The organism is Aquitalea denitrificans (genome assembly GCF_009856625.1).
Taxonomy (GTDB): Bacteria; Pseudomonadota; Gammaproteobacteria; order Burkholderiales; family Chromobacteriaceae; genus Aquitalea; species Aquitalea denitrificans.
Genome location: NZ_CP047241.1, coordinates 2,332,960 through 2,357,284, shown reverse-complemented (window position 1 = coordinate 2,357,284; position 24,325 = coordinate 2,332,960). Strand labels below are relative to the sequence as shown.

The following is a 24,325-nucleotide window of genomic DNA, read 5'->3' as shown; positions in this document are numbered from 1 at the left end:
ATGATCAATATCAAGCGACGGCAGTTGATCAAGACCGGCATGGCCGGCAGCGTGGTATTGCTGGCTGCAGCCTGGCTGGCGGCCCCCGTAGATGATTATCCCGCGCCGCTGTCCACCATGCGGCTGGATTTCCTGCAAGCTGCTGATGGGCAGATCATTCGCAGCCTTGCACCGGTGATGTTGGGTATCGCCGGGCTGCCACTGGATGATGTAGTACAGGGGGTAGACCGGGCCATCACCAAGCTGCTGCCTGCGGTGCAGCAAGAGCTGCGCCAACTGTTTGACCTGCTGGCCAACCGCTGGGCGCGCTGGTGGCTGGCCGGCGTGCGCAGCCCATGGGCCATGGCGCAAGCGGGGGAGCTCAGCCAGTTTCTGCAGCGCTGGCAGAACAGTTCCTTGCTGTTGCTGCGCTCGGCGTATCAGGCCCTGCGCGCGCTGATCAATGCGGCCTGGTTTGGCAACCCTGCCAGCTGGGGTGCGTTGGGTTATCAGCAACCACCACAAATCATGGGCTTGCTGCCATGAGCCAGAACATGACATTGCCGGACCCGATTGCCCAAGGCGTAGCCGCTGGCTGGCGCGTGCTGGATGGTGCGGCGCAGACACAGGACCTGCAACTGACTTGCGATGTGCTGATCATCGGCACCGGAGCCGGTGGTGGTATGACGGCGGAAGTGCTGGCCAGCGCCGGGCTGGACGTGATGATGGTGGAAGAGGGTGCCTTGCGGACATCGCGTGACTTCCGCCTGCTGGAAGCCAAGGCCTATCCGGAGCTGTATCAGGAAGCGGCCAGCCGCAAGACGGCAGACAAGGCCATCACTATTTTGCAGGGGCGCACGGTGGGTGGCAGCACCACCGTCAACTGGACCAGCGCTTTTCGCACCCCGCCAGATACCTTGGCCTGGTGGGGCGAGCGCTATGGTTTGCAGGGCCTCAACTCACAGGCCATGGCACCGTGGTTTGACATGGCCGAACAGAGACTGGGCATTGCCGACTGGCTGGCAGATCCCAATCCCAACAACAGCGTGCTGGAGCGTGGCTGCCAGGCGCTGGGGCTGAAGCATGGCCGCATCCGGCGCAATGTGCGTGGCTGCTGGAATCTGGGTTATTGCGGCATGGGCTGTGCCACCAATGCCAAGCAGTCCATGCTGGTAACAACCATTCCCGGCGCACTGGAGCACAAGGCCAGCCTGCTCAGCCGCGCCCGGGTGGAGCGGCTGCTGTTGGCGGCGGATGGCAAGTCGGTACAGGGCGCTACAGGCCGCTTGCTCAAAGCGGATGATCACAGTCCGAGTGCGCGCCAGTTCAATATCAAGGCACGGCATGTGGTGCTGGCCGCCGGAGCAATTGGCACGCCAGCCATCCTGCTGCGCAGCGGCCTGGGTGATGCGCATGTGGGCAAGCGCACTTTTCTGCATCCGGTCAGTATCTGCGGGGCAGTCATGCCGCAGCGCATCGAACCTTACAATGGCGCACCGCAGACGGTGTATTCCGACCACTTCATGCATACCCAGCCACTGGATGGTCCGCTGGGTTACAAGCTGGAAGTGCCGCCGGTCCATCCTTTGCTGATGGGGGTGACGCTGCCTGGATTCGGTCAGCACATGGCTACGCTGATGCAGCAGCTGCCCAATCTGCATGTAATGCTGGCTTTGTTGCGGGATGGTTTTCATCCGGACAGTCTGGGCGGGCAGGTGCGTTTGCGTGCGGATGGCTCGCCGGAGTTGGATTATCCCCTGAACGACGTGCTGTGGGATGGCGTGCGGCGCAGCTGGTTGACCATGGCTGAGCTACAGTTTGCCGCTGGTGCACGTCAGGTACAGGTGATCCATGAGCAGGCAGCATTGCAGTCCCGTTGGAAGGCGGCCCGCGAGATGATAGGTCAGCTGGCGCTCAAGCCCTTGCTGGCCCGGCTGGTTAGCGCGCATGTGATGGGTGGTGCCGCCATGAGCAGCCGGCCCGAAGACGGTGTGGTGGATGAGTATGGCCGCCACTGGGCGCTACGCAACCTCAGCGTGATTGATGGCTCGGTGTTTCCCACCAGTCTGGGTGCCAACCCACAGTTGTCAATCTATGCCTTTGCCCTGCGTGCGGCACACCAGTTGTGCGCGGCATTGAAAGCCTGAAAATCTAGAGCAAAAGCCCAAAAATGCCGGATATCCGGCATTTTTGGGCTTTGTCTGGTGGTAAATTCCATTTTGCTGCAGTTTGACTGACTAAGCGCAACCGCAGTCCATGCAGTTGCAATATACTGAAGTCATTATTGATGAATGAGTGTTCATTACTTCAATGGCATTTTTTGGCAAATTTTTCCCCTTGTGGCTGGGTCTTGCCGTTCTGAGCAAGCTGGTATTGGCGGAATCACTGCAACAGGCCTGGCAGCAGGCGGAGCAGGCCAGCAACAGCCTGCGCGCTGAGGCCCGCAAGGTAGCAGGGGCGCGGCAGCAGGAGGCCGCCAGCCATGCAGCCGCCGGCCCGGCGCTTACCTTCGATGCCGGTGTCAGCCAGCTGGATAGCACGCCGACAGCGCGGCTGGATATCAGCCCGCTCAGCCAGGGATTGGGTGCGCTGGGTGCACATCTGCCCTCTACCGTGGATGCGCCGTTGAGCAACCGGGATGTGCGCTATGCCAATGCCCGTCTTAGCCTGCCGCTGTATACGGGGGGCCGGCTTGCCGCCATGCAGCAGGCAGCCGCCGCAGCCACCAGCGCCAGCCAGTACGCACAGGAGCAGGCCCGGCAGTCACTGCGGCTGCAGGTGGCGGAGGCCTATTTTAATGTGCTGCGCGCGCGTCATGCTGCCAGCGTGGCCAGCCAGTATCTGCAAAGCCTGCAGTCCTACCAGCGTGATGTGAACAATTTTTTCCGCAAAGGCGTGGTGGCGCGTGGGGATGTGCTGGGGGCTGAGCTGGCGGTTGCTGATGCACAGCAAAAGCAAATCTCGGCCCGGCAGGCCGAAAGCCTCAGTCAGTCCGCCTATAACCGCTTGCTCGGGCGTGACTTCAGCCAGCCCGCCCAGCCGGATGAGCTAAGCCTGTCCGGAGACAAGCGCAGCCTGGCTGAGCTGCAGGACCGTGCCTTGCAGATGCGACCTGAACTGGCCGGTCTGGCCGAGTGGTCGGCATCCTTGCAGGCCAGTGCGCGCAGCGTGCGGGCGGAAAGTCAGCCGCAAGTGGGGGTGTATGCCGCCTATAGCTATCTCAACAATCCCTATCTGGTGAACAAAGGCGTGGGTTCGGTGGGTCTGGGGGTCAGCTGGACGGTATTCGACAGCGGCCTGATCCGCGCGCGCGCCGGCAGCGCCAGCGAGCAGGCAATGGCGATTGAAGACCAACTGCACGAGGTGCAGTCGCTGATTGCGCTGGATGTACAGCGTGCCCATAGCCAGCAGATAGAGGCGGCCGAGCGCATCAAGGTGGCACAGGCGGCCTTGCAGTCGGCAGATGAATTCCTGAGCATCCAGCGCGACCGTTATCGCAACGGCCTGGCCAATCAGACCGAGGTGCTGGCGGCAGAAGCTCGCCGGGCGGATGGTCAGCGCAATCTTTTCAATGCCCGTTACGACCACGCCCTGGCCGTGGTCGGCTTGCAGCGGGCCATCGGTGAGCTGTGACATGAAACAAGGCAAAGTACTGATTGCAGGGGTGGTGCTGGCACTGGCGGCGGCACTGGGCTATGGCATCTGGCAATCGCGGGACCGTGGTCTGCCCGAAGGCCTGATTCAGGCCAATGGCCGGCTGGAGGGCGACAGCGTGCTGGTGGCCGCCAAGTATCCGGGGCGGCTGGAGACGGTGAAGGTGCATGAGGGGGATATGGTCAGCAGCGGCCAGTTGCTGGCCACGCTTACTTCGGATGAGGTCAGCGCGCGCCTGCGTGCCGCCCGCGCCACCCTGGCTGCCGCCCATGCCCAGCAGCAACGTGCAGCGGCTGCCGCCAGTCAGGCCGACAAGGACGCCGCGCGCTTTGCCGACTTGCTGGCCCGTGGTTCGGTAGACCGCATGCATGCCGAACAGATGCAACTGGCCGCCGTGAGTGCCCGCACCCAGAATCAGCAGGCGACCGAGCAGATTCGTCAGGCTGAAGCCGTGGTGGCCGAAGCCAGTGCCGTACTGCAGGAACTGCAACTGAAAGCACCTTCTGGCGGCATGGTCAGCAACCGGCTGCGTGAGCCGGGGGAAATGCTGGCAGCCGGTGGGGCGGTGGTGGAGATCATCGATCTGAACCACCTCTACCTCAAGGTGTATGTGCCGGAAAACCAGATCGGCAAAATCCGCCTTGGCCTGCAGGCGCAAATCACCACCGATGCCTTCCCGCAGCATCCGTTTGCCGCCACCGTCAGCCATATCGCAGCGCGCGCCGAATTTACCCCCAAGGAAGTGCAGACCCCGGATGAGCGGGTAAAACTGGTGTACGCGGTCAAGCTCACCCTGGCCAGCAATCCCGATCTGCGCCTCACGCCCGGCCTGCCTGCCGATGCGGTTATCCGCTGGAAGCCTGGGGTGGCCTGGCAAGCACCGCGCTGGTAGTCATGGACGACATCCTTATCAAGGCCAGCGGTTTTGGCAAACGCTATGCCGGTCATGTGGCGGTGGACACCCTGGACATGGCGGTGTGCCGTGGCGAGCTGTACGGGCTGATCGGCCCGGATGGTGCCGGCAAATCCAGCCTGATGAAGGCGGTGGCCGGCGTATTGTCCTACGAGCAGGGTAGTCTGGAGGTGTTTGGCCAGTTGCTGGACAGCGAACGCAGTGCCGAAGCCATCAAGGACCGCATCGGGCTGATGCCGCAGGGCCTGGGGCAGAACCTGTACGGCGATCTGTCGGTGGAAGAAAACGTCGACTTTTTTGCCCGGCTGCGGCTGGTGCCGCGTGCCGAGGCAGCGGCCCGCAAGGAGCAGTTGCTGGCCATCACCCGGCTGGCAGCGTTTCGCCAGCGACCGATGAAGCAGCTATCCGGTGGCATGAAACAGAAACTGGGCCTGGTGTGTACGCTGATCCATGCCCCGCAGCTCATCATTCTGGATGAACCCACTACCGGGGTGGACCCGGTGTCGCGTCGCGACTTCTGGGCGATTCTGGCCGAGCTGATCGCCGGGCAGGGCCTGACTGCGCTGGTGTCCACCGCTTATATGGATGAAGCCAGCCGCTTCAACCGCATGAGCCTGCTGCATCAGGGCCGCAAACTGGCAGAAGGCACGCCGGCGGAGATTCTGCAGCAGGCCCCCGGCAGCATCGTGCAGTGCCGGGTGGAACCCCAGTTGGCCGCCATGCAGCGGCTGGCCGCCGCCTGGTCGCAGTGCGAGGCCATGGGGCCGGACATCCGCCTGTTTGTACCCGAAGCCAATCCTGATGCCGCCCGCCAGCAGGTGACGACCCTGCTCGATGGGCTGGACTGCCGCCAACTGGATGTGCTGGAGCCCGAGCTGGAGGATGTGTTTGTCGCCATGCTGGGCGGGCAGCAGGGTGGTTCGGCAGCGCCTTCCCTGGCCGCGCAGCAGCCCCAGCCTGCCGGGCAGGAGTTGGCCATCGAGGCCAAGAGGCTGAGCAAGCGCTTTGGTGATTTTGTCGCGGTGGGCGATGTCAGCTTTCAGGTGCGGCAAGGTGAAATCTTCGGCCTGTTGGGGGCCAATGGTGCCGGCAAGACCACCGCCATCAAGATGCTCACCGGCATTCTGCCGCCCAGCAGTGGCAGTGGTCGCGTGGCCGGGGCGGACATGAAGCAGGCCGGTGCGCTGATCAAGTCGCGCATCGGCTATATGTCGCAGGCGTTTTCCTTGTATCTGGACCTGACCGTGGTGGAAAACATCCGTCTGTATGCCGGTATTTACGGCCTGGATCGCAAGGCGCGGGATGTGCGCCTGCAATGGATTCTGGACATGGCCGGCTTGCATGGTCACGAAAACGATCTGGCCGCCGCCCTGCCCATGGGCTTGCGCCAGCGGCTGGCACTGGGCTGCGCGCTGGTGCATCAGCCGCGGGTATTGTTTCTGGACGAACCCACCAGCGGGGTGGACCCCCTGGGCCGGCGCGCCTTCTGGGACATCCTGTTCCGCCTGTCGCGGCAGGATGGCGTGGCCATGCTGGTGACCACCCACTATATGAGTGAGGCCGAACATTGCGACCATCTGGCGCTGATGTTTGCCGGTAAGGTGGTGGCGGACGCCTCGCCGCAGCAGATGAAACAGCAGGTGCTGGCCGAGGCCGGCCAGTTGTATCAGGTGCGCGCCGACAATGCTGCCGCGCTGGTGGCACCGCTGCGCCAGGCCGGTTTTGCCGATGTGTCGCCCTATGGTACGGCCTTGCACGTGCTGACGCCGGATGTGGCGCGGCTGGGCGCGGTATTGCGCGATCTTGGCGTGCAGCACCCGCCGCAAGCACGGCCCATTGCGATGGAGGATGTGTTTGTGCAGCGTGTCAGCCAGTTGGAGGCGCAAAAGGCGGCCTCCGGGAGCAAGTCATGAATCTGCAGCGCGTGCTGGCCATCGCCGGCAAGGAATGGCGTGAAATCGTACGTGACCGGCTGTTCTTCTCGCTGGCTTTTGTGGTGCCGGCCTTGTTGATGCTGTTGTTCGGCTATGGTCTGTCGCTGGATGTGGAAAACATCCCGTTTGCCGTGGTGGACCACGATCACAGCGCCGCCAGCCGGGACTATGCCTACCGCTTTATCGATTCGCGCTATTTCCAGTTTCGCGGTTATGCCGGGGATGAGCGCGATGCCAGCCGACTGATTGGCTCTGGGCAGGTGCGGGTGGTGCTGGTGATACCGCCGCAGTTTGGCAAGAGCCTGGCCCAAGGCCGCCCGGCGGCCATCCAGACCCTGGTGGACGGCAGCTTTCCCAGCCGCGCCATGACCACCAAGGGCTATGTCACCGCCATCAATGCCGCCTTCAGCCTGGCCGCAGTGGCCCAGGCGGTATCGCAGGCTACCGGCCTGTCACAGCAGGATGCCCTGGCGCAGCTAACGCCCATCGCGCTGGAATCGCGCTATCTGTACAACCAGAGCGTGTCCAGCATCTGGTCGCTGGCACCCAAGCTGATCATGGTGATCCTGATGCTGTCGCCGCCTTTTCTCACCGCGCTGGGCGTGGTGCGGGAAAAGGAAAACGGCTCCATCTTCAATATCTACGCCTCCAATGTCAGCCGTGGCGAGTTTCTGGTGGGCAAGCTGGCGCCCTATGTGGCTATTTCCAGCGTCAACATCCTGTTGCTGTGGCTGCTGGCGGTATTGCTGTATCAGGTGCCGTTCAAGGGCAGCCTGCTGTTTTTCCTGCCGGCCACGCTGGTGTATGTGCTGTGTACCACCGGCATCGGCCTGTTGGTGTCGGTGCTGGTGCGCACTCAGGTGGCGGCGATGATCGTGACCATGGTGGTGACCATGATTCCGGCGGTGCTGTATTCCGGCCTGATCATTCCCATTGTGTCGCTGGGGGCCGGCGCGCATGTGGTGGCGCAACTGATGCCGGCCATGTATTACACCGATATCGTGGTGGGCTGCTTTCTCAAGGGGGTGGGCCTGATGTCGCTGTGGCAGCCATTGGCCATCCTGGCTGGTTACGCCTGCCTGCTGTTTGCCATCGGCTATCGATTGTTCAGCAAGAGGCCAAGTACATGAATGCAGATTGGCAACTGGCCTGGCGGCGCTTTGCCGTGATGCTGGTGAAAGAGTTGAAGCAGCTGGGGCGCGACCGGGTATTGCTGGCCTTCATCGTCTATGCCTTTAGCGCCGATATTTTTCTGGCAGCATCCGGGGTGTCGCTGTCGCTGAATCATGCCGCCACCCTGGTGCAGGACATGGACCACAGCCCGCAGTCGCGTGAACTGCTGTCGCGCTTCCAGCCGCCTTACTTCCGCATGGATGGCGCAGTAGGGCAGGATGCCGCCGCACTGGCGGCGCTGGATCAGGGACGTGCCATGCTGGTGTTGTCGGTGCCGCCGCAATTTGGCAAGCAACTGGCCACCGGTCAGCCCACCAGCATCGCCCTGCAGGTGGATGCCACCAACTCGGTACTGGGTTTTCTGGCCACCAGCCACGCCCAGCAAATTGTCAGCCAGTATGGGCTGGAGTCGGCCATGCAGCGGCTGGGTGCGGGGGCGGATGCAGCGCGCAGCCTGCCGCAAGTGCAGAACGATATCCGCGTCTGGTACAACCCCAACCAGGAAGACAGCTGGTTTATGGGGGTGGCGGAAATGCTCAATATCGCCACCGTGTTTGCCGTGCTGCTGCCTGCTGCCGCGATGGTGCGGGAGAAGGAGCGTGGCACGGTGGAGCAACTGATCGTGTCGCCCTTGTCGCCATTCGGCATCCTGTTTCCCAAGGTAGTTTCGATGACCGGGGTGATTCTGTGCGGGGTGGCGCTCAGCCTGTTCCTGGTGCTGATTCCGGTATTTGCCATTCCGGTAAAAGGCAGCTTGCTGCTATTTTTTGCCCTGTCCGGCCTGTATGTGTTCACCACCGCCGGGCTGGGTTTGTTTGCCGCCACCATCGCGCGCAATCTGGCCCAGGCCGGTATGCTGTCCATCCTGATTCTGGCTCCCATGCTGTTTCTGTCCGGTGCCTGGACCCCGCCCGAGGCCATGCCGGTGTGGCTGCGCGGGCTGATGTATGCCTCGCCCTTGCACTACTATCTGGACATTGCTTTTGGCGTGTTGCTGAAGGGGCAGGGGCTGGCGGAACTGCAACCGGCGATATTGGGCATGGGCGGCATCGGCGTGCTGGTGTTTGCCAGCGGCCTGTTGTTGTTCAGAAAGCAATTCGACTGAGCAAGATCATTTGTATTTGTCGGCGCAGCGGAAACCAAAGGTAAGGTGGCTTGCCTCAGACTGATAGCCGCCCGTCCATGGGCGGTGAAGTTGCCGCAGCCGGGCCGTCCTGCCGGTGTGCGACACTGCGTGCATTGCATCTCTCATACAGGAGATCACCATGAGCAGCATGATGAAGGCAGCCGTTTTTATTGCACCAGGCCGGATTGAAATTGCCGAAAAACCCATTCCGGACATAGGTCCCAACGATGCCCTGATCCGCATCACCACCACCACCATCTGCGGTACCGATGTCCATATTCTCAAGGGCGAGTATCCGGTAGCGCCGGGTCTGACTATCGGCCATGAGCCGGTAGGCATCATCGAAAAGCTTGGCAGCGCGGTCAGCGGCTATCAGGAAGGCCAGCGGGTGATTGCCGGTGCCATTTGCCCCAATTTCAATTCTTATGCTGCCCAGGATGGGGTGGCCTCGCAGGATGGCAGTTATCTGATCGCGTCCGGCAAGTGTGGCTGCCACGGCTACAAGGCCACGGCGGGCTGGCGCTTTGGCAATCTCATTGACGGCACCCAGGCCGAGTATGTGCTGGTGCCGGATGCCCAGGCCAATTTGTCGCCCATTCCGGATGGACTTACCGACGAGCAGGTGCTGATGTGTCCGGACATCATGTCCACCGGTTTCAAGGGCGCGGAGAACGCCAATATCCGCATCGGCGACACCGTGGTGGTGTTTGCCCAGGGGCCGATCGGCCTGTGTGCCACGGCGGGTGCACGCCTGCTGGGTGCCACCACCATCATCGCGGTGGATGGCAATGAGCACCGCCTGGGCATCTCGCGGCTGATGGGGGCGGATGTCACCCTCAATTTCACCCAGTGCGATGTCGTGGACGAAGTGATGAAGCTCACCGGCGGGCGCGGGGCTGACTCGGCCATCGAGGCGCTGGGAACCCAGCAAACCTTTGCCTCGGCCTTGCAGGTGCTCAAGCCCGGCGGCACGCTGTCCAGCCTGGGGGTATACTCCAGCGACCTGACCATTCCGCTGGGGGCATTTGCTGCAGGTCTGGGCGACCACAAGATCAATACCGCACTTTGCCCTGGCGGCAAGGAGCGCATGTGCCGGCTGATGGGGGTGATTGCTTCGGGAAGAGTGGATCTGGGGCCGCTGGTGACGCATCAGTATGCGCTGGATGATATCGAGGCCGCTTACGATCTGTTTGCTCACCAGCGCGACGGCGTGCTGAAGATCGCCATCCGTCCCTGAGCATGCGCCGGCCAGGCCGGCTGGCTGGCTGAAACAACAAAGGCCGTCGTCCCGTGGGGCGGCGGCCTTTTGGCTTGTGCTGGCAGGGGTTAGCGGCCAGCGTGGCGTTCGCTCAGTTGCTGGAAGGCTGCCATGAAATCCGGCTGCACATAGGGCTTGAGCAGGGCCATTACCTGGCGCACCCCACGATGGCCGGAGGCTTCGGTAATGGGTGATTTGGGACGTGAAGTCTGCTCGAAGGCAAACCAGAACTTCACCACCAGCCAGATATTGATGCTGACGGCCTCGATATCTTCTTCGTCCATCTTCAGCAGGCCCAGGCGGATGAATTCGCGGAAGTGCTCGCCCAGAATGCTCTTGAGTTCAGTATTGACGAACTGGTGATATTCCGACTGCAGTTGCGGGCTGCGCGCCAGCATGCCCGGCAGGTCGTAGAACATGAAGCGGAACTGCCACATGGCCAGGAAGGCGGTATCCAGGTAATTGACCAGATCAGCCACTGTCATGTCGCGCGCTTCCGGCACCGCCAGGCGCTCGTTGATGAAGTCGCGGTACATCAGGAAGATCTGGTAGACGATTTCTTCCTTGTTGCGGAAGTGGTAGTACAGATTGCCCGGGCTGATGCCCAGATGCGCCGCAATGTGGTTGGTGGTGATATTGCGCTCGCCCTGTTCATTGAACAGCTTCAGGCTTTCCAGAATGATGCGGTCGTAGGTCTTGATGCGGGGTTTGCTCATGAGGCACCGAAACAATGGGGCAAGCGCGAATTATAACCGGTGTTTGGAGTTGTAGCTCTAATTATTTCGATACGCACGGCGTTGGCGTGGCGGAGCTTTCCGGATAGCAGCCAGCCATGAACTGGTAGATGATGGCCTGTTCGATGCGTTGTCTTTCCTTGGCCGGAATGGCAATGCGCAGAATCAGCTGGTAGCGTTTTTCATCTACCGCCTGCATGCCGATGCGCGGCTCCACCGACGGTGTGTCCACCAGGTAGCGCTCGGCCATGCGCTCCATGTGTACGCGGGCGGCTTCCACATGCTGCTGGCAGTGTTCCTCTGCCGCTGCCAGCAGCAGGTGCTGGGCGCGGGTAGGGGGAATCTGGTAGCCCACCGGCACATTGATGATGTGCATCACGTAGTCGCCCATGTAGTTTTCCCGGATCACCGCATTGGACAGCAGCAGGCTGTTGGGAAAGGTGAGGGCGCGGCCAGTCATCTGGTGGGCATTATGCTGCGGGCCAATTTCCATCACCGTGGTGGACAGCAGGCCGATGTCCACCACCCGGCCACGAATATTGCCCACCTCGATATGATCCCCTAGACTGTAGCTATTGGACGCATGGCGCACCACAAAGCCGGACACGCACAGGATCAGTTCCTTGGTGGCCAGAATCAGCGCGGCGGCAAAGGCCAGCATGGAAACGGCGATGGTCTGTAGCTCTTCGGCCCAGATCATGCCGATACCGGCCAGGCCGGTGATAAACAGAAAGTTGCGGGTGGAAACCGACCAGCGCCGTCGCTCCTCCACCGGCACTGACACGTTGCTGGACAGAATGTGGCCCACCACCACGCGGATCAGCAGCAACACAGCGACCAGCATCAGCGAGCGCACGATCTCGTGAGAGTAGTCGGTGCGCAGCTGATGGATCAGCTCGAGCAGATCTTGCATGGTGGCGTTGGCCTTTCTAGTCGTTCAGTTTGACGGCGTGTTCACGGGTTTCGTGGAACACGATGTCCGGCCAGCGTTCCTGCGTCAGTTGCAGGTTGACGCGGTTGGGGGCCAGATAAGCCAGGTTGCCGCCGGCATCGGTGGCAATATTCATTTGCAGGGCCTTGATGAATTCATCCAGCTTCTTGCGGTCGTTGCAGGTAAACCAGCGCGCCGACCAGATGCTGGCCGATTCGAACACCGCATCCACGCTGTATTCTGCCGCCAGGCGGCTGGCCACCACTTCGTACTGCAGCACACCCACCGCGCCCAGAATCAGGTCGCCGCCGCTGTGCGGCTTGAATACCTGTACCGCGCCTTCCTCGCCCAGCTGTTGCAGGCCCTTTTGCAGCTGCTTGAGTTTCAGCGGGTTCTTGATGCGCACCGAGCGGAACAATTCCGGCGCAAAGAAGGGAATGCCGGTAAAGGCCAGCTCTTCGCCAGAGGAAAAGCTGTCGCCGATCTGGATATTGCCGTGGTTGGGAATACCGATGATGTCACCGGCAAAGGCTTCTTCCACGATCTCGCGGTCGTGCGACATGAAGGTCACCACGCTGGAGGCGGCAATGTCGCGGTTCAGTCGCAGGTGCTTCATCTTCATGCCGCGCTCAAACTGGCCGGAACACACGCGCAAAAAGGCAATGCGGTCGCGGTGTTTGGGGTCCATATTGGCCTGGATCTTGAACACAAAGCCGGAGAACTTGCCCTCGGTGGGGCTAACCATGCGCAGGGTGGCGTCACGGTCTTGCGGTGCCGGAGCCCAGTTGATCAGTGCGTCCAGGATTTCGCGCACGCCAAAGTTGTTGATGGCGGAGCCGAAGAATACCGGGGTGAGTTCGCCAGCCAGGAATTCTTCCAGATTCCATTCATTGGAAGCGCCCTTGACCAGTTCGATCTCCATGCGCAGATTGTCCATTTCCAGCGGAAACAGCTCGTCCAGACGCGGATTGTCAATGCCCTTGATCACTTCGATATCGGTAATGAGCTTTTCGCTGCCGGCTTCAAACAGAATCACTTCGTCATTCAGCAGGCTGTACACGCCGCGGAAGGTCTTGCCCATGCCGATAGGCCAAGTGATGGGCGCGCAGCGGATCTTCAACACGTTTTCCACTTCGTCCAGCAATTCCAGCGAATCGCGCACTTCACGGTCGTACTTGTTCATGAAGGTGACGATTGGCGTATTGCGCAGGCGGCAGACATTCAGCAGCTTGATGGTTTGCTCTTCCACGCCCTTGGCGGCGTCAATCACCATCAGCGCGCTGTCCACGGCGGTGAGCACGCGGTAGGTATCTTCCGAGAAGTCCTGGTGGCCCGGGGTGTCCAGCAGGTTGACGGTATGGTCGCGGTAATCAAACTGCATCACCGAGGAAGCCACGGAAATGCCGCGCTGCTTTTCGATTTCCATCCAGTCCGAGGTGGCAAACTTGCCGCCCTTCTTGCCCTTTACCGTGCCGGCCATCTGGATGGCACCGGAAAACAGCAGCAGTTTTTCGGTCAGCGTGGTTTTACCGGCGTCAGGGTGGGAAATGATGGCGAAGGTGCGGCGGTGCGACACTTCCTCGGCAATGCGGGACAATTCTGCGGACATGGATGGGTAAAGGGCTAGACGTAAGAAAGGCGGTGATTTTACAGGATAGCCGCGCACAACAAAACCTCGGGCGCTGCAAATAGTTTGCGGTGGTTTTTCTTTTTGACATCAGCAAGATAGCACCGCTTGTTGTTTCAGGGGGCTGACAAGGGCGGGAAAGCGGGTCGGCAGCGTGGCGTGATTTGGTTATCATCAGGGTTTCGCTGCCGGTATTGGCTGGCAGGCAGGACAGAACAGGAGCAGGCATGTTTACCGGTATCGTGCAGGGCATGGCCGAGGTGGTGGCCATCGAGGAAAAGCAGGATTTTCGTCGTCATGTAGTACGGCTGCCGCAGGGTTTGACCGGAGGCATCGAACTGGGCGCGTCCATTGCCCACAATGGCTGCTGCCTGACGGTAACCGAGGTGAATGGTGATCTGGTGGCCTTCGATCTGATGGCCGAAACTCTGCGGCTGACTAATTTGGGTGCGCTGCAGGTGGGTGAGCGGGTGAATGTGGAACGCGCGGCAAAGTTTGGTGATGAGATCGGCGGTCATGCCATGTCCGGCCACATCATGTGCCTGGCGCGGGTGGAGGAAGTCATCCGCAGCCCGAATAACTGCACGGTATGGTTCAGTCTGCCGGCAGAATTCACCAAATATGTATTTGCCAAAGGCTATATCGGTATTGATGGTTGCAGCCTCACCATCGGCTCGGTAGAGGGCAACCGCTTTTGCGTGCACCTGATTCCAGAAACGCTGGAGCGCACCATCATCCAGTTCCGTCAGCCGGGGGATGCCATCAATATCGAGATCGACCCGCAAACCCAGGCCATTGTCGATACCGTGGAGCGGGTGCTGGCGCAGCGCCATCCGGTGTAACCCTGGTTTTGCCATGAAATTTTGCTCCGGCGGCTTGATGCCGGACCGATTGGCTCCATGTTCAACAAGATATGCCAAGAGGCAGGACCGTGAACCGGTGTGAGGACGCAACCGCCGGGATACGGCCAAACAGCTTTCTGTCGCCCGTGCGCAATCGTCGTGCGGCACGCACTCTATAAAAAGGATGCAGCAAATGGTTATTTCTCCGGTGCAGGACATCATTGCCGATATCAAGGCAGGCAAGATGGTGGTGCTGGCTGATGCAGAAGATCGGGAAAACGAAGGCGATATCGTGATGGCGGCGGAATTCGTTACGCCGGAAGCCATCAACTTCATGGCCAAGCATGCGCGCGGCCTGATTTGCCTGACCCTGACCGAGCAGCGTTGCAAGCTGCTGGAACTGCCGATGATGGCGGCCAATAACGGTACTTCCTTTGGCACCAACTTCACTGTCTCCATCGAGGCGGCTGAAGGGGTGACCACCGGCATTTCCGCCGCTGACCGCGCCAAGACGGTACAGGCTGCTGTGGCGCGCAATGCCAAGGCCAGTGATCTGGTGCAGCCCGGCCATATCTTCCCGCTCAAGGCGCAAAACGGTGGCGTGCTGATTCGCGCCGGTCATACCGAAGCAGCTTGTGATCTGCCTATGCTGGCTGGGCTGGAGCCGGCTGGGGTAATCTGCGAAATCATGAACGACGACGGCACCATGGCGCGCATGCCGGAATTGCTCGAGTTCGCCAAGACCCACGGCCTGAAGGTGGGCACTATTGCCGACCTGATTCATTACCGCAGCCGTACCGAATCGCTGGTGGAAGAAGTGGGCCAGCGTCCGGTGGATACGCCGTTTGGTTCTTTCGATCTGCATGTGTTCCGCGATGTCACTACCCGCGAAACCCATCTGGCACTGGTCAAGGGCAGGCTGGATGAGGCCGAGGAAACCCTGGTGCGTGTACACGAGCCGCTATCCATCATGGACGTGCTGGACCCGACTTCCCGCCCGCACTCCTGGACCGTGCCCGGTGCGCTGGAAGCCATCGACGAAGCCGGCAAGGGCGTGGTCATCCTGCTGTATCGCGATGAGACCGGGGAAGACCTGCTGCAGCGTGCGCTGGGTCAGAACGTCAAGCGCTCGCCCTGGGATGGCAAAACCTTTGGTGTCGGCGCGCAAATGCTCAAGACCCTGGGCGTGGGCAAGATGAAGCTGATGTCACCGCCGCTGAATGTGCCGTCGATGGCCGGTTTCAATCTTGAAGTCACCGGTTTTTGCCAGCCTGAACACTTTCATATCGAAATCGGTTAAAATAACCGGTTTTCCGTCATGACCGCCCCTGATGATGCCGCTAGTCCGGCAGTCCGGGGCTTATCTGATTGCCTTATCTGATTTTTGCCGTGAGGACTCACATGCTTGAAGCTATCCAGCGCATTGCCCCCGATTTCAACGGCCAAGGCCTCAAGGTCGGTATCGTTCAGGCTCGTTTTACCGAAGAGGTTTGCCATGGCTTGCGTGATGCCTGCCTGGCCGAGCTGAAAACGCTGGGTGTTGCCGCCGCCGACGTAACCCTGGCCACCGTGCCGGGCGCACTGGAAGTGCCGCTGGTGCTGCAAACCATGGCCAAGAGTGGCAAGTTCGATGCGCTGGTGGCGCTGGGTGCCATCATCCGTGGCGAAACCTACCACTTCGAGCTGGTTTCCAACGAATCCGGTGCTGGTGTGACCCGTGTCGGTCTGGACTTCGACATCCCCATCGCCAACGCCATCCTCACCACCGAGAATGACGAGCAGGCTGAAGTACGCATGCTGGAAAAAGGCCGTGACGCAGCCCGCGTCGCGGTGGAAATGGCCAATCTGCACAAAACGCTGCGCGGCTGATCCCTGCGGGGATGCCGCTCACTTGCTCTTTTTAGGAAACCGATATGAAAACTGCCCGTCGCCGTGCCCGCGAATTTGCCGTTCAGGGCATTTATGAATGGGAATTGAACCCGGATCGCCCGGCTTCGCTGATTGAAAAGCACCTGCGCGAAAACGAATACTTCGCCAAGGCAGATGAAGCTCTGTTCCGTGCCGTGCTGTACGGTGTACTGAAGGATGTGCCGCTGCTGTCCGGCCAGATTCGCCCCTACTACGAGCGCAATGAAGAGGAAGTCAGCCCGGTGGAGCGTGCCGTGCTGCTGATGGCTACACTGGAACTGACCCAGCACCCGGAAACACCGTATCCGGTCATCATCAACGAAGCCATTGAAATCACCAAGACTTTTGGTGGTACTGACGGCCACAAGTTCGTCAATGGTGTACTGGACAAACTGGCAGCTGAGGTGCGTGCCGACGAGGTTGCCTCGCAACGCTCGCGCCGTCAGGGCTGATGATCTTGCTGCATGAAACTGACACCCGCTACGGCGGGTGTTTTTGCATGAAAATCCGCAACTGATGCCTATGAATGAATTCGACCTGATTCGCCAGTACTTCACCCGGCCCGCGCCCTCGGCTGTGCTAGGGGTGGGGGACGATGCCGCCATTCTGCGCCCCACACCGGGGCATGACCTGCACGTGTCGGTAGATATGCTGGTGCAGGGGCGGCATTTCTTTTCCGATGTCAGCCCGCAAGCGCTGGGCCACAAGACGCTGGCAGTCAATCTGTCCGACATGGCCGCCATGGGAGCACGGCCGCGCTGGGCCTTCCTGGCGCTGGCCTTGCCGCAGCTGGACGAAGCCTGGGCGCGTGACTTCAGCCGCGGCCTGTTTGCGCTGGCCGAGCAATATGGCGTTGACCTGGCCGGTGGCGACACCACCCGCGGCCCGCTCACCCTGTCCATCACGATCATGGGCGAAACGCCGCAAGGTCAGGCCTTGCGCCGCGATGCTGCACAGCCGGGCGACGATGTCTGGGTGAGTGGTGAGCTGGGCCTGGGTGCCATTGCCGTGGCCTTGCGCAACGGCCAGCTGGCTGATGCCGGCTTGGGCGAAGATGTGCTGGCGGCGTGCCAGTGCAAGCTGGATTTTCCGGTGCCGCGTCTCGAGCTGGGGCAAGCCCTGCTGGGTGTGGCGCATGCGGCGGCTGATGTGTCAGACGGGCTATTGGCCGATCTGGGGCATATCCTGGCAGCCTCGAGCGTGGCGGCGGAAATCCGGGCCGACAGCCTGCCATCCTTGCCGCCGCTGGAAGCCGAGCGCGCGCGCTGGCTGGATTATCTTGCCGCGGGTGGCGATGATTACGAGCTGTGCTTTACCGCGCCAGCAGCTGCCCGCGCAGCCGTGGAGGCAGCGGGCAAGGCGGCAGGCTGCCGGGTGACACGTATTGGCCGTATTGTGGCTGGCAGCGGTGTGCGCCTGCTGGATGGGCAGGGCGCGGTGATGACATTGAAAAAGGCGGGTTATGACCACTTCGCATAAGCAGGCTCCGGCCTTTCGCCCGGACTGGGCGTTCTTGATGCGCCATCCGGCACATTTGCTGGCTTTTGGCTTTGGCAGCGGTTTGGCCCGCAAGGCACCCGGAACCTGGGGCACGCTGGTGGCCTATCCACTGTTTTTCCTGTTGCTGGCGCTAGGTGCCGGGCCGCTGCTGATCAGCCTGCTGTGCGTGCCGCTGTTTGTGCTGGGGGTGTGGGCCTGCCAGAAAACCGGTGATGCGCTGGGCGTGCACGATTACGGCGGCATCGTGTGGGACGAGGTGGTGGCCATGCTGCTGGTGCTGGCCTGGGCACCGGCTGGCTGGGCGGGCTGGCTGCTGGCCTTTGCCTTGTTCCGGCTGTTTGATATTGTAAAACCCTGGCCGATAGGCTGGTTCGACCGGCGCGTGCATGGCGGTTTCGGCGTGATGCTGGATGACATCATTGCCGCTGGTTTTGCCCTGGTGGTACAGGCGCTGCTGGCAAGCTGGCTGCCGCGCTGATTTTTGCAAGGAGAGCTTCATGCGTTGGGATGGCAATCGCGAAAGTGACAATGTCGAGGACAGGCGCGACGAAGAAAGCGGCTCCTCGGGCGGCTTCAGTCTTGGCAGCGGCAGTATCGGGCTGGGTACGGTCGCCATTGGTCTGGTGGCCTGGCTGGTGTTTGGTGCCAACCCCTTGCAGGTGATTTCCGCCCTCAGCGGCGGCGGCCATCAGCAGGTGCAGACTCAGCCGCATCAGCCCAAGGTGCGCGCGGCTGAGGAGGAGCGGGAAGCCAAGCTGGTACGGGTGGTGCTGGCTGATACGGAAGACGTGTGGGGGCAGATTTTCCAGCAGCGTGGCGGCAGTTACGAGCGACCAAAGCTGGTGATGTTCAGCAACAGCACGCCCACCGCCTGCGGGCAGGGCGAGTCGGCCATGGGGCCGTTCTACTGCCCGGCCGATCACAAGGTGTATATCGACCTGGCTTTCTACCGCACGCTTAACCAGCAACTGGGAGCCCCGGGCGAGTTTGCCGAGGCCTATGTGATTGCCCACGAGGTGGGTCACCATGTGCAAAACCTGCTGGGCATCTCCGGCAAGGTGGATGCGGCGCGGCGTGGTGCTTCCGAACGCAAGTCCAATGCGCTGTCGGTGCGGCTGGAGTTGCAGGCCGATTGCTTTGCTGGAGTGTGGGGCAGTCATGCCGACAAGGCGCGCCATATTCTGGAGACGGGGGATCTGGAAACCGCACTGAATGCGGCCTCGAAAATCGGCGACGATACCCTGCAGCGTTCTGCTGGCCATGCCGTGGTGCCGGACAGCTTTACCCACGGTAGCAGTGCGCAGCGGGTAAGCTGGTTCAAGCGCGGCTTTGACAGTGGTGATATCGCCCAGTGCGACACCTTTGCCGCCAACCCCTTGTGACAGGTGGTTGGCAGCTTATGCGATGTGCTTAATTGCATGCGCAGCAGACCGGTCTGCCCCATCTGCTGCGGCTTTGTGGTATTCTTGCGCCCCTCTTGATTGTGACCCGTCACCCATCCAATGAAAGATCCCTGCGATCACTACACTTTTGACCTGATCGGCGGCGTGCAGAAAAAGCCTGGACGCAAGCCCTTGGGCGAGCGCGCCATGACGGTAGCCGAGCGCAAGCGCCGCAGCCGCGAGCAGCGCCGCAACCGCCTGCAGGAGCTGTCGGTGACGGTGGAGCTGAGTCGCGATGCACAGAAGTCGCTGGACAAGATGATCGAGTGGTGGGGGGTGAGCAAGAAGGAAGCCATTAACCGCGCCTTGCAGATTGCCTGTCAGTCACAGACGGGCCGCACCGGCATGTTGTTTGGTCTGGAGTTGCCGCCAGGCGGAAAAAAAGCCCCGCGCAAACGGCAGGGCTGATTCGGGTTGCAACAAATAAAAGGCTGCTCCATTGGGGCAGCCTTTTTGTTTTGGCATCAGCCGTAACGTTTTCTGGCTTCGATGGCCAGGCCGCTGCCAATGCTGCCAAACAGATTGCCTTCCACGTGGCGGGCATTGGGTAGCTGGTCCTGCACGCAGCGGCGCAGTGCAGGTACGCCACTGGAGCCGCCGGTAAAAAACACGGTGTCGATCTGGCTGGCGCTGATGCCAGCATCCTGCAGCAGGCTGTCTATGGTCTTGCCAATCTGCCCCAGCATGCCGGCAATGGTGTCGTTGAATTGCTCACGCAGTAGTTCGGCATACAGGCCATCCTCTACCAGTTCCAGGCCCAGGCGGTGGCTGTTGCTGCCTGACAGGGCAATCTTGGCTTCTTCCACCTGCATGGCCAGCCAGTGGCCGGCACGCTCCTGGATCAGCTTGAACAGGCGGTCGAAGGCGCGCGGGTCTTCTACGTCACGGTGGATGTCCTGCAGATCCATCCACGCCTTGCGGGTGTAGGCAAAGTTGATGGTGTGCCAGGTGGCCAGGTTGAAATATTGTGCCGAAGGCATTTCGGCATTGTTGCGCAGGCGGCTCTTGAAGCCGAACAGCGGCATGACGCCGTGCAGGCTCAGTTGCTTGTCGAAATCTGTCCCGCCGATGTGCACGCCGCCAGTGGCCAGAATATCCTGACGCCTGTCGTCCAGCATGCGCCGCTCGGGCGACAGGCGTACCAGAGAAAAGTCCGAGGTGCCGCCGCCGATATCCACGATCAGCACCAGCTCTTCCCGTTCGATGGATGATTCGTAGTCAAAGGCAGCAGCCAGCGGTTCAAACTGGAAGGATATGTCTTTGAAGCCTACCTGGCGGGCAATCTGGGCCAGGGTTTCTTCGGCCAGTGCGTCGGCTTTGGGATTGTCGTCGACAAAGAATACCGGGCGGCCCAGTACCACTTGCTCGAACGGGCGGCCTGCGGCGCGGTCGGCGCGCTGTTTGACCTCCTGGATGAACAGGGTGAGCAGGTGGCGGAATGGCAGGGCGCGGCCTTGCACTTCGGTCTGGCTGTCGATCAGGCTGCTGCCCAGCAGGCTTTTCAGCGAGCGCATCAGCCGGCCTTCATAGCCTTCGGTGTACTCCAGCAGTGCCTTGCGGCCAAACACCGAGTGGTCCTCCTCGTAATTGAAGAATACTACCGAGGGCAGGGTGATCTTGCCGTCTTCCAGTGGAATCAGCGTGTCAGCGCCGGGGCGTAGCCAGCCTACCGTGGAGTTTGAGGTGCCGAAGTCGATGCCGCATGCCTGCGCAGCGCTGCTTGTGTTCATGATTCCATCCCGAAAAGCGAGGCGGGATGGTACGCGTAACCGTGCGTTTTGGGAAGGGGTCTTAGGTTGAAGTGTCGTCTTCCCGATGGCTGTCCGTGCTGTTGTCGGCTGCAAAAGCCTGTTCCGTATTGCCAGTTTGTGCGGCTTGCATGCGATGCATGCTGGTTGCCTGGTGGCGGGCATCTTCCTCGCTATGCAGGTAGCGGCGGGTGGTCTGGATGCTGGCGTGACGCAGGTTCTGGCTGACCATCAGTAGCGGGATGCCGGCGTCCAGTTGATGGCTGGCGGCGGTGTGGCGCAGCCAGTGTGTGCTGGCCTGCAGCAGGCGGTCGCGCGTTTCCTCATTTGCGCAGCTACTGGCGGCGCGGCGGAATACCTCCTGGCAGATCAGATAGATTGCCTTGTCGCTGATGCCTCGCACTTGTGTGTTGTGCCGACCGGGAATGCGGCATACCAAGGGTGTGGCTTCGGCGTGGGCTGGTAGTGGCGGCAGCCCCAGTGACTGCCGGTAGTGACCTAGTGCGGCCAGTAATTCTTCAGCAACGGGGATGTCGGCAAGGCTGCCCCCCTTGCCCCTTACCCGCCACCACCATTGTTGGCGGCGTTGGCTGAAGTCACCCATGTGTGCGGCGGCTACCTCCTGCCGGCGTGCACCGGTAAGGTAAAGCAAGGTCAGCAGCCAGCGGGCGCGGGCTGCTTGTTGTTGTTCACGCGCGGTTTGTGCGGGCAGCTTTGCCAGTGTGTCGAGAATGGCTTGCCAGGCTTGGCTGTCGAGAAAGCGCTCGATGGGGTGCATGTCCATGGCCTGGCGCTGGCGTAGTAGCTTGAAGGGATTGCCCCGGCGATAGCCAGCTTCACTTAGGTAGCTGAACAGTGCGGACAGGATGGTCAGGGCCTGACGAATGCTGCTGGCTTGTAGCGGACCGGTAAACGGCTTCCAGTGGGCGTGCTGGCGCGGGCGTGCCGGGCCGATCCACCGCTCTGCAGGCCATGGTGCTTGCAAGAAGCGCTGGTAATCCAGCACGTCCTCGCGCTGTACCTGCTGCAGTTGTTTGTGGCGGTCGTCCAGCCACAGCAGAAAACGCTCGGTTTCCTTGCGGTAGCTACGTAACGTGGCAGGCCGGTCGATGAACTCGCTCAGCCACAGCAATACTGCCTGTTGGTCGGACTGGGCGGCAATCAGTTGCGGGCCTGGCGGCAGTGCTGGAAGGGTATCGGACATGTTGCGCCGATTCTAGAAGCAGCTTGCTGTAGCGACAAGGCTTTTACATTGTTTGCGCGGTTTGATGGGCATGCCTGGTGGTAGCATCAACTACCTGTCATGGAGTGAGCGATATGAAGCAGATTGCAAGTCGGCCAACTATTTTCATTACCGTGCCTTTGGCACCAGCGTTGATGGAGCAATTAAGCGCGCAGTTTGATTGCCTGTGTGGCTGGACATTGCAGGAAGAGCTGGCAGCCGGTCGGGCGTGGTCTGAGGTGCGGGCGGTGGTGACCACGGGTGGAGTAGGGGCGTCGCGCCAGTTGCTGCAGGCCTTGCCAGCTGTGGAACTGGTGGCGTGCGTGGGGGTTGGGTTTGATGCCATCGATCTGGCTTATGCGCGCGAGCACGGCATCGCAATCACCACCACGCCGGGGGTGCTGGATCAGTGCGTGGCCGATACTGCGCTGGCCTTGTTGTTGGCGGTTTTTCGTCGGGTGGTACAGGCGGACCGCTTTGTCCGCGCAGGTCATTGGCTGCATGGTGGGTTCCCGCTGACGCACAGCCTGGCTGGCAAGTGCTGTGGCATTGTCGGGCTGGGCAATATCGGACGTGCCATTGCGCGCCGGGCTGAGGCATTCGGGATGGTGCTTGGTTATCACGGACCGAGGGCCAAGGCCGATGTGGCCTACCGTTACTATCCGGATCTGGGTGCAATGGCGGCCGAGGTCGATGTGCTGGTGTTGGCGCTGCCGGGCGGTGCCGCCACGCGGCATGTGGTGGATGGCAGGGTGCTGGATGCGCTGGGGCCGGATGGGGTGCTGATCAATATTGCCAGAGGTTCGGTGGTGGATCAGGCCGCGCTGGTGGAACGCCTGCTTGATGGTCGCCTGGGCGGGGCCGGGCTGGATGTGTTTGAGCATGAGCCGCAGGTGCCGGAGGTGCTGTTCGGGCTGGACAATGTTGTGCTTACACCGCATATGGCCAGTGCCACGCTGGAAACGCGGGCGGCCATGGCGCAGCTGATGCTGGACAACCTGCTGGCGCACTTTGCCGGGCGGCCGTTGCTGACGCCGCTGCCGCTGGTTTGATGCATATCAGGTGGCTTGGCTTGAATTCTGCCGACTGGCCCAGCTATAGAGGAGGAATGATTGCCGTATTTGCAAGGGGAGCAGGGTGAGAACAAATGCATGAAAAATCAAAAATACTGGTAGTGGATGATGTGTTGATCACTCGCCGGCTGATGAAGGCGGGTTTGGCGCATTGTTTTGATGTACTTGATGCGGAAAGTGGGGAGGATGCCCTGTCAATGCTGGAGGCATTGCAGCCGGCGGCTATTGTGCTGGATGTTGAAATGCAACCTGGTATTGATGGTTTTGAAACTTGCCGGCGCATTCGGGAGGATAGCCGCTTTGCGTATATCCCTATTGTGTTTGTATCGGCACGTGAGGCGGTGGAGGATAGGCTGAGTGGCTATGAGGCTGGTGGCGAGGATTATATCGTCAAGCCATTTTCGGCGTTGGAGCTGGAGGCCAAGCTGCAGAAGTTGATTGACGCAGCGGAGGAGCGGCGACGCCTGAATGGCTTGGCGCATGCTGCTAGTAGTGCGGCGATGACAGCTATGATCAGCATGAGTGAAATGGGGGCTCTGTTGGAGGTGATCAAACAGCTGGGCGCGGCTGCCAGTTTGCGGGAGCTGGCTGATGCCATGTTGGCGGGGCTGGGACTGTATGGTCTGCAGGGTGGTGTGCAGTTGCGTACGGCGGCGGGGGTTTTGACGCGCAGTAGCGATGGAGAGGCTAGTCCGCTCGAGGTGTCGGTATTGGATCATCTGGTAACGATGGGGCGGTTGGCGCAGTTCAAGAACCGGATGGTGATCAACTTTCCGGCGGTGTCGCTCTTGGTGCGTGATATGCCGCAAGATGATGAAGAGCGTTGTGGCTGCTTGCGTGATCATCTGTCCATGCTGGCGGAGGCTGTCAATGTACATGTGGAGTCGCTGGCTGTAATGGCTGAGGCGCGCCGTCGCGATGATCTGATTGTACAGGTTGCCTTGCGCATGACGCAGACGCTGGGAGATGTGGACAGGGCGCAGCGGGACAATCTGGTGGCGGGGCGCGTTGCGCTGGAGGGGATTCGTCAGCGGATAGATGAGGCGTGTGTTTCCATGCTGCTGACCAATTCGCAGGAGAGTCTGCTAAATAGGGCGCTGGATGAGGGGATTGATGCGTTGTTGAACTCGCAGTCGGATATCTCGGATCTGCAGGACATGCTGTCCCGTATGGTAGTGGAGTTGCGCCAGGTGTCGGGTGTGGTGCACTGAGTGCGCGGGTTTGTGAACTGACGGTGCCTGGTGGGTGGATCGCTGAGTGG

23 protein-coding genes are annotated in these 24,325 nt (G+C 61.0%); 18 read left to right on the top strand and 5 right to left on the bottom strand.

What is annotated here, in order from left to right:
* The 8 genes from GSR16_RS10695 (at position 1) to GSR16_RS10660 (ending at position 10,016) form a co-directional block, all read left to right on the top strand.
* A complete protein-coding gene (locus tag GSR16_RS10695) occupies positions 1-525 on the top strand; it encodes a hypothetical protein (RefSeq protein ID WP_159877224.1) in 525 nt (174 codons plus the stop codon).
* A gap of 8 nt (positions 526-533) precedes the next feature.
* Positions 534-2,126, top strand: coding sequence for a GMC family oxidoreductase N-terminal domain-containing protein (locus GSR16_RS10690; RefSeq protein ID WP_240902459.1), 1,593 nt, complete (start codon positions 534-536; stop codon positions 2,124-2,126).
* A 163-nt stretch (positions 2,127-2,289) separates the two neighbouring features.
* Entirely contained in the window at positions 2,290-3,612 is a 1,323-nt protein-coding gene (locus tag GSR16_RS10685) for a TolC family protein (RefSeq protein ID WP_159877220.1), read from the top strand.
* Position 3,613: 1 nt separating this feature from the next.
* Positions 3,614-4,525 (top strand): HlyD family secretion protein, encoded by a 912-nt coding sequence (locus GSR16_RS10680; RefSeq protein ID WP_159877218.1) that lies wholly within the window; start codon positions 3,614-3,616, stop codon positions 4,523-4,525.
* Between the two features lie 2 nt (positions 4,526-4,527).
* The gene (locus GSR16_RS10675; protein WP_159877216.1) at positions 4,528-6,459 is read left to right on the top strand and encodes an ATP-binding cassette domain-containing protein; all 1,932 of its coding nucleotides are present in this window, start codon (positions 4,528-4,530) and stop codon (positions 6,457-6,459) included.
* The gene (locus tag GSR16_RS10670; RefSeq protein ID WP_159877214.1) at positions 6,456-7,610 is read left to right on the top strand and encodes an ABC transporter permease; all 1,155 of its coding nucleotides are present in this window, start codon (positions 6,456-6,458) and stop codon (positions 7,608-7,610) included. The genes GSR16_RS10675 and GSR16_RS10670 overlap by 4 nt, the downstream gene beginning before the upstream one ends.
* On the top strand, positions 7,607-8,758 hold the full coding sequence (locus GSR16_RS10665; protein WP_159877212.1) for an ABC transporter permease: 1,152 nt from the start codon (positions 7,607-7,609) through the stop codon (positions 8,756-8,758). Before GSR16_RS10670 ends, GSR16_RS10665 begins: the two co-directional genes overlap by 4 nt.
* Positions 8,759-8,918: 160 nt before the next feature.
* Positions 8,919-10,016, top strand: a complete 1,098-nt coding sequence (locus GSR16_RS10660) for an NAD(P)-dependent alcohol dehydrogenase (protein ID WP_159877210.1) — start codon at positions 8,919-8,921, stop codon at positions 10,014-10,016.
* Positions 10,017-10,105: 89 nt separating this feature from the next.
* Here GSR16_RS10660 and GSR16_RS10655 read toward each other — a convergent pair whose 3' ends face one another.
* The 3 genes from GSR16_RS10655 to GSR16_RS10645 all read right to left on the bottom strand — a co-directional run bounded on the left by GSR16_RS10655 (position 10,106) and on the right by GSR16_RS10645 (position 13,311).
* Positions 10,106-10,753 (bottom strand): TetR/AcrR family transcriptional regulator, encoded by a 648-nt coding sequence (locus GSR16_RS10655; protein WP_159877208.1) that lies wholly within the window; start codon positions 10,751-10,753, stop codon positions 10,106-10,108.
* A 61-nt stretch (positions 10,754-10,814) separates the two neighbouring features.
* Complete coding sequence (locus tag GSR16_RS10650) at positions 10,815-11,684, bottom strand: mechanosensitive ion channel family protein (protein ID WP_159877206.1); 870 nt, start codon at positions 11,682-11,684, stop codon at positions 10,815-10,817.
* A gap of 16 nt (positions 11,685-11,700) precedes the next feature.
* Positions 11,701-13,311: a peptide chain release factor 3 gene (locus GSR16_RS10645; RefSeq protein ID WP_159877204.1), complete on the bottom strand. Its 1,611-nt coding sequence runs from the start codon at positions 13,309-13,311 to the stop codon at positions 11,701-11,703.
* Between the two features lie 245 nt (positions 13,312-13,556).
* Here GSR16_RS10645 and GSR16_RS10640 point away from each other — a divergent pair, with 245 nt between their 5' ends.
* From GSR16_RS10640 to GSR16_RS10605, 8 genes are all read left to right on the top strand, one after another.
* Positions 13,557-14,171: a riboflavin synthase subunit alpha gene (locus GSR16_RS10640; protein WP_159877202.1), complete on the top strand. Its 615-nt coding sequence runs from the start codon at positions 13,557-13,559 to the stop codon at positions 14,169-14,171.
* Between the two features lie 193 nt (positions 14,172-14,364).
* Positions 14,365-15,471, top strand: a complete 1,107-nt coding sequence (gene ribBA, locus GSR16_RS10635) for a bifunctional 3,4-dihydroxy-2-butanone-4-phosphate synthase/GTP cyclohydrolase II (protein WP_159877200.1) — start codon at positions 14,365-14,367, stop codon at positions 15,469-15,471.
* A 101-nt stretch (positions 15,472-15,572) separates the two neighbouring features.
* Entirely contained in the window at positions 15,573-16,040 is a 468-nt protein-coding gene (gene ribH / locus GSR16_RS10630; RefSeq protein WP_045844974.1) for a 6,7-dimethyl-8-ribityllumazine synthase, read from the top strand.
* Between the two features lie 44 nt (positions 16,041-16,084).
* Positions 16,085-16,531: a transcription antitermination factor NusB gene (nusB, locus tag GSR16_RS10625; RefSeq protein ID WP_159877198.1), complete on the top strand. Its 447-nt coding sequence runs from the start codon at positions 16,085-16,087 to the stop codon at positions 16,529-16,531.
* Positions 16,532-16,601: 70 nt separating this feature from the next.
* Positions 16,602-17,558: a thiamine-phosphate kinase gene (thiL, locus tag GSR16_RS10620; protein ID WP_159877196.1), complete on the top strand. Its 957-nt coding sequence runs from the start codon at positions 16,602-16,604 to the stop codon at positions 17,556-17,558.
* On the top strand, positions 17,542-18,057 hold the full coding sequence (locus GSR16_RS10615; RefSeq protein WP_159877194.1) for a phosphatidylglycerophosphatase A family protein: 516 nt from the start codon (positions 17,542-17,544) through the stop codon (positions 18,055-18,057). The genes thiL and GSR16_RS10615 overlap by 17 nt, the downstream gene beginning before the upstream one ends.
* A 19-nt stretch (positions 18,058-18,076) precedes the next feature.
* A complete protein-coding gene (gene ypfJ / locus GSR16_RS10610) occupies positions 18,077-18,961 on the top strand; it encodes a KPN_02809 family neutral zinc metallopeptidase (RefSeq protein ID WP_159877192.1) in 885 nt (294 codons plus the stop codon).
* Positions 18,962-19,081: 120 nt separating this feature from the next.
* Positions 19,082-19,429 (top strand): hypothetical protein, encoded by a 348-nt coding sequence (locus tag GSR16_RS10605; RefSeq protein ID WP_159877190.1) that lies wholly within the window; start codon positions 19,082-19,084, stop codon positions 19,427-19,429.
* A 56-nt stretch (positions 19,430-19,485) separates the two neighbouring features.
* On the opposite strand, the gene GSR16_RS10600 is transcribed toward GSR16_RS10605, so the two are convergent.
* Both GSR16_RS10600 and GSR16_RS10595 read right to left on the bottom strand, forming a co-directional pair.
* Positions 19,486-20,751 carry an Hsp70 family protein gene (locus tag GSR16_RS10600; RefSeq protein ID WP_159877188.1) on the bottom strand — a complete coding sequence of 422 codons (1,266 nt, stop codon included), beginning with the start codon at positions 20,749-20,751 and terminating at the stop codon, positions 19,486-19,488.
* 61 nt (positions 20,752-20,812) lie between these two features.
* Positions 20,813-21,973 carry a tyrosine-type recombinase/integrase gene (locus GSR16_RS10595; RefSeq protein ID WP_159877186.1) on the bottom strand — a complete coding sequence of 387 codons (1,161 nt, stop codon included), beginning with the start codon at positions 21,971-21,973 and terminating at the stop codon, positions 20,813-20,815.
* A 113-nt stretch (positions 21,974-22,086) separates the two neighbouring features.
* Here GSR16_RS10595 and GSR16_RS10590 point away from each other — a divergent pair, with 113 nt between their 5' ends.
* On the top strand, positions 22,087-23,043 hold the full coding sequence (locus GSR16_RS10590) for a 2-hydroxyacid dehydrogenase (protein WP_159877184.1): 957 nt from the start codon (positions 22,087-22,089) through the stop codon (positions 23,041-23,043).
* A gap of 95 nt (positions 23,044-23,138) precedes the next feature.
* Entirely contained in the window at positions 23,139-24,275 is a 1,137-nt protein-coding gene (locus tag GSR16_RS10585) for a response regulator (RefSeq protein WP_159877182.1), read from the top strand.
* The last annotated feature ends 50 nt before the right edge of the window (positions 24,276-24,325 follow it).